Here is a 14,313-nt window from a genome sequence, read left to right as displayed (position 1 = left end):
GCGATTACTTCGCTTTTTCTCGGTTTAGGTAAAGAAGTACAGCGTTCAACGACATGATGAAGACCAGAAGTACAACACCAGTGGCGTAAAGAGCGTTGGCGTGAATACCACTTGCGTAAGACATTTCAATCGCGATGTTTGCGGTTAGCGTACGTGCCGAATCTAGGATGCCTTCTGGCATAGCAGGTGCATTACCCATCACCATGATGATCGCCATTGTCTCACCTAGAGCACGGCCAATACCCAAAATCACACCCGTCATGATGCCTGAACGAGCCGCTGGAACGAGCAATTTGAAGATTGTGTATATTTTCGAAGCGCCAAGTGCCAAAGAACCTTCTTTGTATGCACGAGGCACAGCTCGAATAGACGTTTCAGATACTGTGATTACGGTCGGTAGAATCATCACACCAAGCACGATGATACCTGCCAAAATCGTGTTACCCGCAGGGACATTAAAGATGTTTTGAATCAGCGGTACGATGATGACCAAACCAAAGAAACCATAAACCACAGACGGGATACCTGCCAAAAGCTCAACTGCAGGACGAATAATATCCGCAAGACGCTTTGGTGCAATTTCGGCAATGAAGATAGCCGTCAGCACACCAATTGGCACACCAACGATTACCGCACCTGCCGTCGATACAATAGATGCCACAATCATTGTCGCAACACCGTAAAGTGCAGGCGGCAGCCAGTTTTGTCCAAGAACGATGCCCGATACACCAGCTTCTTGGAATGCCGGGATACTTTCTCGAACAATAAAGTAAGCAATAACGGCTAATGAGACGATGCCGATAACGGCACTGGTTAGGAACAAGCCGTGGAAGATACGCTCTTTCCAGTCTACGCGACGTTTCTCGCGCAGGCCGGGCTTGCTGATAGCTTTAGCATCAGTATTCATAAGCTTTTCACTATTTGTTGCGATGGTCATTTAAAAAATCTCACGGTTCTGGGCGTTTTGCCGGTGAACACTATGGATAGAAAAGGCTCAGCCCTAAATGGTGGGCTGAGCAAACTTAAGAGTTCCGATAAAATTAGTGAACTGAGATGTAACCGTTTTGGTCAACTAGCTTTTGCGCATCTTCAGTTAGCATCCAGTCTAGGAATTTTTGCGTTTCAGCTGATGGCTTGCCTTCTTTGTAAAGCACAAGGAATGGACGAGCTACTTTGTAAGAACCGTTTTTCACGTTAGCTACCGTTGCATCAACGCCGTCGATTGCTAGAGCATTAACAGTGTTGTCTACCGTACCAAGAGAAATGTAGCCGATTGCGTATGGGTTAGATGCAACCATTGTTTTTAGTGCGCCGTTACCGTTTGCAACTTGAGCACGTTGAGAGATAGCTGATACCTTCTTACCAGAAATCTTCATTTTAAGAGACATGATGTCTTCAAATGCGCCACGAGTACCTGAAGCCGTGTCACGAGTAATTGCTACGATTGGCTTGTCTGCACCACCGACTTCTTTCCAGTTTGATACTTCGCCTTTGTAGATTGCAGTCACTTGCTCTGCTGTTAGGCCAGGCAGTTTGTTTTGTGGGTTAACAACCACTGCGATACCATCACGAGCAACCACTTCTTCGATTAGTGTTGATTCTTTTTCAGAGTCTTTTAGATTACGAGAAGACATACCAAGGTCTGCTGAACCATTTTTTGCTGCTTTAACACCAGCTGAAGAACCAGGGCCTTGAACTTCGATAAATACGTTAGGGTTCTTCTTCATGTACGTTTCAGAGAAAACTTCCATCAGTGGAGTTACGCTGCTAGAACCCACTGCAGAGATAGTTTCTTTAGCAGAAACAGGAGTCACTGCCATTGCGCCTAGAAGTGCGATTGCACCGATTACTGTCTTTTTCATCACAATTTCCTTAAGTGGCTTTATTGCCGTTGTGTTTCACTTGAACGGTGCTCACTTTAGAATTTGAATATGACAGTTGTGTTTCACTTAGTTGAACCCTCTATGACACGTTGTCATTTTTGTATATTAATTCCGCGACTGATCCCTCTACCGTTTTTAGCTTAGCGCTTTTATAAATTGCCGCGCGTTCAAAATGATAACTCCATCGATTTTGGTACATTTCATAACAATTGGATATGAGTAAGTCATTGATTTGACGAGTATGGCAATTAAAATCGAAATGCTTATTTATAAAAAAGATAATAATCAAACCGATAGAGGGTCAATCATGCGTCAATTTCTTAGTACGCTTTCTATTAAACTTCAGGTCTTTTTACCTGTTCTATTCACCGTTGTATTACTCATCATTGGATTGAGCGTCGGAATCGGCAAGCTCGACCAAGCATTCAATAAGGTTTCCACTTCCACCAACAAGCTGATCATTCATAAAGAGGAACTCAGCGCCATCGTAGACAACACCTACGCTATGCGCATCAAAGCCATTTACAGTCTATTTAGAGCCGAAGATGTCCAATCTCTCAACCAAGAACTGTCTGAACGACAAAACAAAAACCGCGATTTTCTGAATTCCATCGATAGCCTCCCAGGCGTTCAAACCGAAGTGAATACTATGCGCAAAGCCATGGATCACTATGTTGATTTCACGCGCGTCACCATGACACCTCTGCTCACCACCAAACACTCTTCTGGCTACACCACATCCGATTTCAATCAAAAGTACGAATCTGCGATGGCAGAATATCGATTGGCTGGCGAAGCAATGATCAACGCCATCGACAACCTGTCTAAACAATTGAATCAAATCGTCACCGATGAAGTGGAAGCGAATGGCGAACAGCATTCAACCACGCTCACTTACAGTGCGGTTTCACTTGCGGTGATCTTGAGTGCTGCTTCGCTTATTAGTTGGATACTAGCCAGCTATATCGTTGCACCGATTCGTAACCTTCAAGGAACCATGCAAGAAGTCGCGAAGGGAAATCTATTGGTTAAAGCCGAAGCCATCGGAAAAAACGAAGTGTCGCAACTGGCTCAGGATGTAAACCAAACCATCGACAAACTGCGTGAAACCGTGAGTGCATTAGTTCGAATTAGTGAAGATGTGGCATCAGCATCGACCGAGTTAGCGACTGTTATGACTCAAAGCAGCGTTAACTCAGATCAAGAAAAGCAAGAAGTTGAGCAAGTGGCTTCGGCAATCAACCAACTAGAATCGACTGCAGCTGAAGTGTCGACCAATGCACAAGAAGCCGATAGCGCATCAAATCAAGCACGCATGCTTACCTCACAAAGTCTGAGCATGTTTGAGGAAAGCACTCGCGCAAGCGAAAAAATGGCAGAACAACTCAACGAAGCCGCAGCCGTCGTGACATCGCTGAAAGATCAATCAGAACACATTGGTCGCGTGATCGAAGTGATTGAAGGCATTTCTGAGCAAACCAATTTGCTTGCACTGAATGCAGCGATCGAGGCTGCACGAGCGGGCGAAAGTGGCCGAGGCTTTGCGGTAGTCGCCGATGAAGTACGTATGTTAGCGGCGCGAACTCAGGAATCGACGAAAGAGATCCAAACCATCATCGAAGAGCTTCAGCAGCAATCTGGTCACGCGAATGAAAGCATGCACTCTAGCTTAGCCATGTTGTCAGACAACCAAGCTCTGGCACAAGAAGTTAGCCAATCACTTGCTAATATCAGTAATGCTATCGCCGCTCTGAACTCAATCAACACGCAAGTGGCGACCGCATCAGAAGAGCAGAAACAGGTCACGGCCGATATCAACAACAACTTAACGAACATCTATGAACTAGTGAGCCAGAACGTGACTGGCATTACGCAGTCCGCCTCTGCCGCTCAAGAGCTTTCAGACTTAGCGGAAAACCAAAAGCACCAACTTAAGCAGTTCCAAGTTTAAACATTCTGCTCAACACGATAAGTGCCAAAGGTTAGAAAAGAAAAAAGCTCCGCACTGGCGGAGCTTTTTATAAAGGCAAAGCTATCAATCTTTATTAACGTAATAAGTATTATTCATCTGTCACTAACAAGAGAGAGCTTTTGAAACTTGAGTCTAATGGATCTCTATTGAAAACCTCACCATTAGTCGTATCAAGAGTAGCAACATGCTTACCGTCACCATTAGGTGTGTTACTCCAGATATTACGTCCTAAAATATCGTCCTTGTCTGTCAGTGTATAACCGCTCGCAAAGCCTGTACCATTCATCGCTGGGCTATAGCAAGCTTGCTCCGTTAACGATACCAACTCTTTAATGTTTGCTAGTCGCCAATTCTTTTTGCCAGCAAAGTTGTGTAGAGGGTGGTTACCGGACGGATTACGAATTTGTTGGGCCGTAGACAGCGCGAATTGCCATGACATCGTAGCTCGCGTTCCGGTGCATTCTTCGTTTGCTGCATTCCATGTCATACCGACTGGACAGCGCATCCATGTAAGACCTGTTTTTAAGTCTGTTACAGTTCCCTTATCTGAATAAGTGTAACGTGTATTAGGTGCTGTTTTAGCAAACTCAGTCGAACACTCTTGTGCTGCCATTGCTACTTGAGAAGCCAACACAAGAGATAGCGCGGTCATTAGTTTCTTCATCTTATTGTCCCTTAACTGCTACTAGACGGATTGGGAATTGGTAGGAATCATAGGCATCTTCACTTGTACTGCTTGAGCGAATCTCAACGAATGAAGTAGCCCCTCTATCTGCGCCCCGAGAGACAATTGCGGGGAAATAAATCTCACCATCCATGAGCTGTGATGATGTTTCCGTAAACCTAAAACCATCATGCCAAAACGCACCTTTTTCTAAATAAGGGCTGCCTAAAGTTTGCTGTGGGAAGTATTTGACATTAAAACCATACACATTGTTCGGTTCATATTCTGTGCTCGGCGCAAATAGTGTCTTTTCACCGAAATCTAGTAAGTCATAAGTTTCACGGTAAGTAGGCAGGCGCCAACCAGTGATTCCACATAACGATTGTTTGTTTATGTACTCAACGTATTGGCTCGTAGTACAAATTTCATCGCCCACCTCTTTACAGCCCGCAAGATCTACATCTTTGCTAAATGGCTTAAATGTTTCAGACTCAAACGCAAATAGGCGGTCTTTAAATTGAATAGAGCTCGCATCCGCACTCTTGTTTTCCCAAACAAGACCAGTACGCTCATCCAAAGTGCAAGCCCACTCAGTGGCATCTGCAGCTAAAGCAGCGCCTTGTGAATCTAGCTTAACGAACTTAAAGCCCGCGCCTGTCGACGTTTGCTTGTCCTGTTTGTCGAAGCCGTATTCCGCATCTTGACCAGGGTAAGAAGCTTGAACCTCTGCAACGTCTGCAGCGCCATCAGCAAAGTGAAGAATGGCACCCGTATCGTTACTACCAACCGTTTGTTCAGCAACCGCTGCAATTTCTTCAGCAAATGCACTCACTTCCGCTTCAGACAGAAGATCAGAGGCTAGCGATTTACCTTGGAAGCTAAGACTTTGAGCAAGCAGCGCTACGCCTTTGGTCATTTGTTGTGGTTGCATCGCAGCTAATAGTGCAACCGTGTTTTGCTCTAGCTTGTCTAGCTCGCTGGCTTCTGCGTTAGACATTACCGTACCAGATAGAGAAACGCCGGCATCCGTGAGTTGCGCTTTAACAATATCTTCAGCTTGAGCAACGGTTTTACCGTCAACCACAAGACCTGCGAGCAATGTTGTTACACCATTTACTGTGTTACCCGTGGCTAAGTTTTGGCCTGGAGCTGCAAGACGCAACGTTTGGTTTGAGCCTTGATCAACTTGAGCAAGAATCGTGCTAGTCAAAATGTTCTTGTCGCTTGACGTCAGGGAGAACTTACCAGCATTATCCGTTTTAGCACTCGGTTCAGTAGTATCACAAACGTAGTTCTGGTTTAAATCGATACATACTGGCGTATCAAGAAGTGTACCTGCAGAAACGATGGTGCCAGCTACATTATAGGTCGGTGTTGACGTGTCACCACCAGAACCACCGCCACAACCAGCTAGGGCTAGTGACATAGCAACGAAAGAATATTGAAACTTCATAAATTTTGTCTTCTTTAGATTTTAATTAACGAGAACGAATCACTCTCACCATTGAAAGCAGGAAAAGTCCTAACAAGGTCCAAGGCGAACCACTGCCACCTGAACCACCACCACTGCTTTCTTTAGTGGTATCAGCACTACACTGATACTGAGCAAAGTGACTCACACCCCACTCTTTCAACACCCCAGAGTTCCCTGACACGCGGTCAGATACTTCGAGACGCCAAGTACCCCAACTCGGCTGACCGACAAGTGCTTGTAACTCCTCGTCATACTGAGCGGTGAAGTAACCTTTAAATCCATTGGTATTGCTTGATTGATGGCTAAGTAGCACAACCGATTTACCTTGTGGAGACACAAGCGTCACTTGCAGATCCTGCAGTGAGTCATGTTCGATGTTCAGGTAAACCGCAAACGAATCATCAATCGTGCGTGACTTGTCCGATAGCGTCTGAGAGAACAATCTGTCACCCTGCTCCGGCAAAGCGGAGTTCACTGGTTGAGACTGGATATCGAGCTCTGGCGTACCATTAACCAGCATCAACTTTTCACTCCACTGGTGAGTCTTTAAGCCTTCAGCAAATTGGTAATCCAATGAAATAGAGGAATCGAATTGCGTGCCACATGTCAGACCGCTTGGTAACGCCACCTTCATTGAGGTCGAATCAGAAAGCGTTTCATCAAAGTCAAAAACGGATGCGTTATTTAGCTGCCATTGCCCTTTGATGCTCGCTTCGCGGCCAGTTTGGCTCAGGCTCACTCCCACGTCTTGACCTTGTGCGATGTATCGAGCGTCATAGCGAACACGAAAAGGCGCTTTAAGCAAGTTGTGTTTGTTGAAGCTGTCCGTCAGGAACTGGGCATAGTCTTTATTTGGGAACAAAATGCTTGCGGCAAACACGGTCGATTCCGCCAGATCATGCATTTTCACGCCACGACCAATACCGTACATGCCTTCAAGTACAATGGCGTCAAACTCGCGGAACACGTTATCGGTATCATCACCGTATCGTTCAACCGACGCTTTAAGTGCTTGGAACAGTGGCGTTGACCACAGCTCATCGCCTAGTTCACCGCCCACACTAACGTGCGCTGGATACTCTGAGCTCTCGAAGTAACGCGCTCTTTGGTTCCATAAGCTACGAGTTGTTTTGCGTGTTCCGAACATACCGTCCCAGTTGAACACCGTATCTAACTCGAATTCTTGGCCACGGCGAGCTGCATCTAAATACTGTGTTCGGTAGCTCGCGCTGCCCGCCCAGTAATCACCAACACCTTCTCCAATCGCGCCAGTATGGCCATACGCCCAATCAGGAACGATTTGATAGTGAATACCGTGTCCTAGCTCGTGCAAAATCACATCTGCATCTGCAGCATCTGGAGATACTCCGCCAACGCCTAACATCAGCGCACGCGAACCTGTGTAGTAAGAAGAGTTGTCGAGCGCTAAACCACGCCCATCAAAACGAAGCGGCTCTTCAAATAAGTCATAGCTCAAGCTCGATAAGTACTGCAGTGAGCTATCAAGATGGTAAAACGCCATCAACTGCAAAAAGGCATTGTCGCCAAGTTGAGCGCTTTGCATCGCTTTTACATCCGCAAAAGATTGAACCCCCTCAGGCGGCAAAATACTGCTTGTATCACGCATAGGCTCCGCACCTACCGCAGGTGAAGACAGTAATGCAAGTGCATCCACCTGTTTAACGCGCTCGTTGGCTAGGTAGAACTTGCCCCCGGACTGCAAAACTTGAATCTGCTTCTCAACATATTGAAGTGGCTGCGGATAATCCTCTAACGAATTCCAAGCAGAATCAGGCGCAGCTTGTTGTTGCATTGTACGTAAATCAGGATCAAAGAGTGAGACGGGAACAGTCACTAACTCACCAGAGCTCAATGCTGGCGGCTCGGTCACTTCCAATCGAACAGGCAGTTCCAGTTCTCCGGCTGGCATCGCCTCACCATTACGAATCACCGTATCTTCAAGGCTTTTGAAAATACGTTCAACTTCGCTGTCTTGGTTAGTCGACAGCACAATGGTGCGTTGCGATTGATACTGCCCATCGACCCACACATCAAAGTTGTAATGATCTCCGAGCTGAGAACGAGTTTGATAGCGAAACTTAAGTTCGCCAGCGCTAGCGTAATTCGCTTGTAAATAGCGCAGCGCTTCAGCTTGGTTCGTAACCGTAATGGCAGCGCTAGGGTAATCCCACTCGGCAGCGTTCGTCACTTGAACGCCTGCCAACGCAAGAGAAAGCGCCAAAAGTTTGAGTTTCATGCAGGGCTCCTACTAAAAGATGTACTTCGCGTTAACCGTAAAGTAACGACCTGGTTCCGTTGAGTAGCGTTTGCTCTCATCCGCTATGCCAGCAACGTCTTGGTAGCGAATGTATTCTTTGTCGAACAGGTTGATGATGGTCGCACTCAAACGAAAATCTTTGGTGATTTGGTAACTTGCCCCCAAATCGAGCGTGTTCCATGAATCTGTTTGTGCGCACTCGGTCTTTTGTCCAAGTGACGTTTGGCAACTCGGCACACGATCCATCGAACCAGCCCAGTTCCACGTCGCGAACGCATTAAAGTCTTGCTGCTGATAGTTCAGCCCAACATTGCCCTCGAAAGGTGTGATGCTACGAACGTACTCGCCTTCGGCGTCCTTTCCGTCCACATAACCAAGCTTGGTACTTAGCTTCCAAGACGAAGTGAAAGCGTACGCGGCAGAAAGCTCGGCGCCGTAGGTTTCAACGCCGTGTAAGTTTTGGTATTGCTTGATGTAGTTACCGAAGTTATCTTGCCCTGTGGTAACAACATCAATGAAGTTTTGGAACTTGTTGTAAAATGCAGAAACGTAAAGTTGCGCGCGGCCATTATCGAATTTGTTACCGATTTCAAAGGAGTCCGAAGTTTCAGCCTCTAGGTCCATGTTCGGTGCAATGACAAACGGCGTTAGCGGCACAAAGTCATGGTTTACGAAGCCATACGCTTTGTCGTATTCCGGAGCACGATAACCGTGGTTATAAGATGCATAAGCGATGTTATTGGCAAACACTTCACGAGAAATCGATAGGCTTGGAGATACCTCTGAGCTATCCATGTTTTTTAATGGGAAACCGCCCACTTCACCCTCACCGTCCGGTGTTAGACGATGCGCATCAAAGCGCAGGCCGCCTGTAATGGTCCATTTATCCAGCTCCACCATGTCTCGAACGTACAGACCAATGTTATAAGCACGAGCAGGAGCGAAAGGTTGTTTGGTCGAAGGCGTTACCCCGTTCCAATCAATCTTGGAATCGCTATCTGTGCGTTCATAATAGTCAGTAGAAAGCTCGATACCGTAAGCCAATTGGTGCTCAGCATTTGCAGCATAAATCGTATTGGTGAAATCACCACGGAAGCCAATTGTTTCGTCAATGAAGGTTTTGTGTTCTAGCTCGCGACGTCTAACAGTCAAACCATTGTGGTCAACTTGTCTCATTAAACGATTCGTGTCTTCCACCACTTCGGTGTGGCGCCAGTAGACCTTTGTATCTAACTCTTCGAACCAAGTTGGATTAATCGGTGTAACCTCTGCACCAATGTAAGCGCTGTACTCTTTTGTCGATTCATCTTCTGCGAAGTCTTCGATATGCCATTTGCCATCCTTCTGTATAGATGGCGAACCTTCCAGGCGTTGTTGGTCTTGCCGATAAAGTTCGGCACGCGCTTTGACCATCACTTCATCATTGAGGAAATGATTGATGGCGTATGACGCGCTGTAACCATCCAAATCGCGGTTGTACAAATCTTGGCTGAAGTTACGCGTCTCTTCACCTTGCCAATACGCCGCGTTGACTAAGCTTTCCGTGTCGCCAGAACGAAATGCCAGATTGCTCGCGCCTTTGTATTTATTGCTGATCCCCGTGTACGTGCCCGTGGCATCAACATAAAAGTCACGATCTTTTAAAAACTCGCCCGGCTGTTTGGATTTTAGAATCACAGCGCCACCGATAGCACCAGAACCTAAGACTGAGGAGCTCGCCCCTTTCACTACTTCTAATGATTCCAAATTAGAAAGATCAAACGTATCGCGGCCCACTTTGTCATTGCTGTCATTCGCACCAAAACCGTCTGCTGAGCGAATACCGTCACGAATGATCATAATGCGGTTACCCGTCATGCCTCGAATCGTGATGTTTTGTGGACGCCCAGCGCCGCCCGACACACTTACCCCAGGTTCATGACGCAGCGCATCATAAAGCTCTGTTTCGCCCTTTTGTTCAATCTCTTCGCTAGTAACAACTGCGACGCTGCCTGCTAGTTCAGACATTGGTTGTTCAATCCGATTCGCCGTCACCACGACCTCTTCCATAGAGAAAACGTCAGATTTGGCGTGCACTTGGCTGGCAGCTAGTACCGAAAGTACTGCCGCTGACACTGGGGTAAGCTTCATTTACTGCTCCGCTTTAGATGTTTTAATTAGTGATAAAAGAAAGGCGTATTCTTTTGCTTGTTGTTCTTGCGCTTGTCGTGGGTCCATTTGATGACCCGAGTTAAAATCGGTCTGTAACAAGTACGGCCCGGTGTGCTCACTTAGCTCAGAAACCTTGGCGAGATACTTGGCACCTTCCCAGTAAGGCACGCGCTGGTCGATCAAACCGACTTGAACCAGCATGGGTGGGTAAGCGTCTTTATGAATGTTGAGAATTGGATCGTACGCCTTCATTAGTGCCAGTTGCTCAGGTTTGGTTGGGTTACCCCATTCACCATACTGCTGTGTGGTCAGCGGAAGTGAGGTATCCGACATGCTGGCTACCACATCAACAAAAGGTACTTTAAGCACGACACCTGAAAACAACTTAGGATCTCGATTAACCGCTCCCGCGACCAACGTGCCACCAGCACTAGAACCAATGGCGAAAACCTCTCGATTACCGCGTTCAAACGTTTTCAGCGTCTTAGCGGCCGCGACAAAGTCGCCAATAGAATTGGCTTTGCGCACACCACGGCCTTGCTCATGCCACTCATCGCCAAAGTACCCACCGCCACGAACATGAGCGATAGCGTAAATCACGCCTTGGTCGAGCAAGCTTATGACTTGAGGCATAAAGTACGGTTTCATCGTAAAACCGTATGCGCCATAGCCGTAAATCATCACGGGTGATTGAGCGTGTAATTTGTCTTTGCGATACGCTAAAGAGACGGGAACAGAAACACCATCGTGCTTAATGAAAATTCGTTGGGAAACATAATGTTGGCTACCAAAATCTTGGTAAGCATCTTGAGAGTACAAAGATTTAGTCAGCGTTTTTACATCAAACTCTTCCCATTGAGGAGGCGTGGTCATCGACATGCTTCGGATACGAATCTTGTTTGATTCAAAATCGCCTAACGTGCTCAACCAAGCGACATTGCCATCGTGTTCCAATGGCAGTATCACTTTTTCCTGACCTTGGTATGAATACACCGTCAATGTCGCTACGTTGTTCGGCTTACTGAGTGCCACAACTCCTGCATCATAAAGGTAGAACTGGTCAAGCGGTTCACGAGGGGTAGTAAAGCGTTGCCATGTTGCGCTAAGAGGTGCTAGATCGGTTTGATAAAGTGCAAATGTACCTTCAAGATTGCTGTTGACGTAAACGCGCCCTTTCGCCACATCCGCGTAATATTCCACGCCCGCTTCCGGCACTCTCAGTGAATCGCTTACGGTGCCCGTTTCTAGATCAACAAGCTTCTGCTCTGTGGTTGACTCGTTGTTGCTTTGCAGCACCACGTAACGGCTATCTGCCGCACGGTAGAAAGAAAGTAACCAATCTGATTTGTATTCGTGCCATACAACTGTTTTAGCCAAAGATTCAGTGGAGATGCGTAGGATCTGATGAGGTCGCTGTGTACGCATTTCCTTCGAAACGAGGTAAGCCATCTTACCATCAGGTGAAAGCAATACACCGCTATCGACGTGCGTTGCCAGCTCCGTAGATTGGCCAGAGAGTAAATCAACAACCACGGCGCGATATTGCTCGCTGCCATCAATATCTTCAGTAAAAAGCAACGTGTCTCCGCTTACTTGCCACTGCCCTACTTGATAATACGGATATGCAGATTGACGTTCAGAGAAATCAAATACTGTGTTCTCTTGTGCATACTGGTTCGAACGTGATAGCAACACATAACCACCGTCACGACGCGTTAACGTCCATTCGCGTCTATTTACGATCGACCATGGTTTATCACCTTTATCTGCCACCATGGCTTCCCACTGCGCGAGAAGATCTTGCGTCAACGTCTGATATTTTTTTTGATGCTGTTCAGTCTTACGGTTCTGCTCTGTTAGGTAGGTAAGAACTCGCTCATCTTTACGAGCGTCATCTCGCAACCAATTAAAGTCATTAACGGCAAAGCAAGAACTAGAGGTAATTATGAGCCCTAAAAAAACATGAGTAAATTTCATATAGAGAGCAAATTCATTTATAGGATTAATACAATGGCGCGTATTCTGCCCTTAAATAAAAATGAGATCAATTATCATTTTCATAATCATGTGAGATTTTTATCTAGTATGTGAGGAAAAACGTTTGCTTGGACCGAGTTGATAAAACTTAATACCTCTCTAAATTAGCGATCTATGCTGTTTATATAAAACCAGATAAATATAAAAGCCTAGCAAACACGTTAGTATAGAAAGACATCATTTCGCCTGGAGATAAGCATAAAAAAACCCGAGTGCGAACACTCGGGTTTTGAAAAACTAAAATCAGTTGAAAACTGGAGCGACTTTTACTCTTCAGAGTTTGGTGCCGCTGGCTTTTTCTTCGGGATGAACACATCATCACCCACTGATACGTTTTTGTAGAAACTCTTGTCACGTTTAACAGGTTTCTTAGCCGACTTCTTCGCTTGAGGGCGTGATTTCTTAGCTGTCGCTTTCTTGTTACGGAAATCTGGCTTAGGTGGCTTCAGGCCTTTGAACTTACCTTTCAGATCTTCGAATACTGAAAACTCAAGATCTTGTTGTAGGTAAGCTTCTACACGTTTAAAGCTATCCCAGTCTTTTGGACCAACAAGAGAAATCGCATCACCCTTGTTACCAGCACGGCCCGTACGGCCAACACGGTGTACATATTCTTCAGTATGCTTTGGCATATCGAAGTTAATGACGTGTGTCACTGTCGCAATATCCAAGCCACGAGAAGCAACATCTGTTGTCACTAGGATCTTGAATACCGCTCGCTCAAACTGGCTCATGATCGTATTGCGTTGAGCCTGGTTCAAGTTACCACTCAGTGCAACGGCCTTCAGTTTCTTCTCGTTTAGCTTCGCTGTTAGGCGCTCAGTATCATCGCGCGTCGCCGTAAAGATGATAACTTGGCGATATTCTGCTTCTGAAAGTACGCGATCTAGAATCGCCTCTTTATGATCAAGATGATCACACAAGTAGAATTTTTGCGTGATATCTTTGTGTTCTTCGTTAGAAACACCGATAGCAATACGTTTCGGAGCATTAAGCATTTCAGCCGCAATGTCATTTACGTCTGCGTGATCCAACGTCGCAGAGAACATTAATGTTTGACGGCGACGATGCTTAGCTGCTTTATGGATACGACGAAGCTCTGGTGCAAAGCCCAAATCCAACATACGGTCTGCTTCATCAAGGATCAGAGTTTCCAAACCTTCAAGGTAAAGCGAGCGGTGCTCTAAGTGGTCAGCCAGACGTCCTGGTGTCGCCACGATGAATTTCGGGTAACGGCGCAGTGCTTTCACTTGATCATTAAAGTTCTCACCACCCAAAATCAATGCAGCTTCATAAGATAGGCCAGCAAGCATAGAGCGAAGCTCACCATACACTTGTTTCGCTAGCTCACGAGTGGGAGCAAGAATAACTGCGCGAGGGTCTTTGGCAGAAAACGATTTTGTCTTTAAAGACTTGTGAAGCATTGGTAATACAAACGCCAAAGTCTTGCCCGAACCCGTTTTCGAAGATGCCAATAAATCCTTGCCTGCAATCGCAACAGGAATAGCCTGCTTTTGAATGTCAGTTGGTTTTTTAAAATCGTAGTGTTTTAGGTTCTTCAACAATCGGTTGTCTAGGCCTAGATCTTTAAATTGCAAAGTATTCTCCAATAAATCAGTCAGCGTCTGAGCGCTCTGTAATGTCGTTTCCGCTCTAACGCAGCAAAAAAATAAAGCTCGGTATAATACCGCAAATCATAGGAGTATAGATAGAGATCACACAAACTAATTCCCACGGATGAAAACAAAACATCATTTGCGGCTCAATTAAGAACAAACCCTCGCTTTATTGGTCAGCTGCTTGGCTTAAGATTTAGAGAAAAGCGAGCTCAAGGTGTGCCTCTCTTTCTCCAAT

Annotated in this window: 9 protein-coding genes; 1 reads left to right on the top strand and 8 read right to left on the bottom strand. The window is 46.1% G+C overall.

Translation table 11 applies throughout. The annotated features are described in order from the left end of the window. Positions 1-4: 4 nt before the first annotated feature. The gene (gene pstC, locus LIX84_RS11515; RefSeq protein ID WP_006741921.1) at positions 5-937 is read right to left on the bottom strand and encodes a phosphate ABC transporter permease subunit PstC; all 933 of its coding nucleotides are present in this window, start codon (positions 935-937) and stop codon (positions 5-7) included. Positions 938-1,040: 103 nt separating this feature from the next. Beyond that, positions 1,041-1,862 (bottom strand): phosphate ABC transporter substrate-binding protein, encoded by an 822-nt coding sequence (locus LIX84_RS11510; RefSeq protein ID WP_005397879.1) that lies wholly within the window; start codon positions 1,860-1,862, stop codon positions 1,041-1,043. A 328-nt stretch (positions 1,863-2,190) separates the two neighbouring features. Here LIX84_RS11510 and LIX84_RS11505 point away from each other — a divergent pair, with 328 nt between their 5' ends. Beyond that, the gene (locus LIX84_RS11505) at positions 2,191-3,834 is read left to right on the top strand and encodes a methyl-accepting chemotaxis protein (RefSeq protein WP_226421345.1); all 1,644 of its coding nucleotides are present in this window, start codon (positions 2,191-2,193) and stop codon (positions 3,832-3,834) included. A gap of 109 nt (positions 3,835-3,943) precedes the next feature. Here LIX84_RS11505 and LIX84_RS11500 read toward each other — a convergent pair whose 3' ends face one another. The 6 genes from LIX84_RS11500 to LIX84_RS11475 all read right to left on the bottom strand — a co-directional run bounded on the left by LIX84_RS11500 (position 3,944) and on the right by LIX84_RS11475 (position 14,069). Beyond that, the gene (locus LIX84_RS11500; protein ID WP_053808314.1) at positions 3,944-4,519 is read right to left on the bottom strand and encodes an Lcl C-terminal domain-containing protein; all 576 of its coding nucleotides are present in this window, start codon (positions 4,517-4,519) and stop codon (positions 3,944-3,946) included. Position 4,520: 1 nt separating this feature from the next. Beyond that, positions 4,521-5,972, bottom strand: coding sequence for an Lcl domain-containing protein (locus tag LIX84_RS11495; RefSeq protein ID WP_182036017.1), 1,452 nt, complete (start codon positions 5,970-5,972; stop codon positions 4,521-4,523). 25 nt (positions 5,973-5,997) lie between these two features. Next, positions 5,998-8,250, bottom strand: coding sequence for a proprotein convertase P-domain-containing protein (locus tag LIX84_RS11490; RefSeq protein ID WP_226421344.1), 2,253 nt, complete (start codon positions 8,248-8,250; stop codon positions 5,998-6,000). A 12-nt stretch (positions 8,251-8,262) separates the two neighbouring features. Further along, on the bottom strand, positions 8,263-10,401 hold the full coding sequence (locus LIX84_RS11485) for a TonB-dependent hemoglobin/transferrin/lactoferrin family receptor (RefSeq protein WP_226421343.1): 2,139 nt from the start codon (positions 10,399-10,401) through the stop codon (positions 8,263-8,265). Beyond that, entirely contained in the window at positions 10,402-12,399 is a 1,998-nt protein-coding gene (locus LIX84_RS11480) for a prolyl oligopeptidase family serine peptidase (RefSeq protein ID WP_226421342.1), read from the bottom strand. 326 nt (positions 12,400-12,725) lie between these two features. Then, complete coding sequence (locus tag LIX84_RS11475; protein WP_104972894.1) at positions 12,726-14,069, bottom strand: DEAD/DEAH box helicase; 1,344 nt, start codon at positions 14,067-14,069, stop codon at positions 12,726-12,728. Between the last annotated feature and the right edge of the window lie 244 nt (positions 14,070-14,313).

This window comes from Vibrio sp. E14, assembly GCF_020515785.1.
In the GTDB taxonomy this organism is placed as follows: domain Bacteria; phylum Pseudomonadota; class Gammaproteobacteria; order Enterobacterales; family Vibrionaceae; genus Vibrio; species Vibrio diabolicus.
This window is presented reverse-complemented; position numbering and strand designations above follow the sequence as displayed.

Coding starts and splice junctions, on each gene's coding strand:
- LIX84_RS11480 (WP_226421342.1), bottom strand. CDS start 12,399: ATGAAATTTACTCATGTTTTTTTAGGGCTCATAATTACCTCTAGTTCT.
- LIX84_RS11500 (WP_053808314.1), bottom strand. CDS start 4,519: ATGAAGAAACTAATGACCGCGCTATCTCTTGTGTTGGCTTCTCAAGTA.
- LIX84_RS11505 (WP_226421345.1), top strand. CDS start 2,191: ATGCGTCAATTTCTTAGTACGCTTTCTATTAAACTTCAGGTCTTTTTA.
- LIX84_RS11485 (WP_226421343.1), bottom strand. CDS start 10,401: ATGAAGCTTACCCCAGTGTCAGCGGCAGTACTTTCGGTACTAGCTGCC.
- LIX84_RS11495 (WP_182036017.1), bottom strand. CDS start 5,972: ATGAAGTTTCAATATTCTTTCGTTGCTATGTCACTAGCCCTAGCTGGT.
- LIX84_RS11510 (WP_005397879.1), bottom strand. CDS start 1,862: ATGAAAAAGACAGTAATCGGTGCAATCGCACTTCTAGGCGCAATGGCA.
- pstC (WP_006741921.1), bottom strand. CDS start 937: ATGACCATCGCAACAAATAGTGAAAAGCTTATGAATACTGATGCTAAA.
- LIX84_RS11490 (WP_226421344.1), bottom strand. CDS start 8,250: ATGAAACTCAAACTTTTGGCGCTTTCTCTTGCGTTGGCAGGCGTTCAA.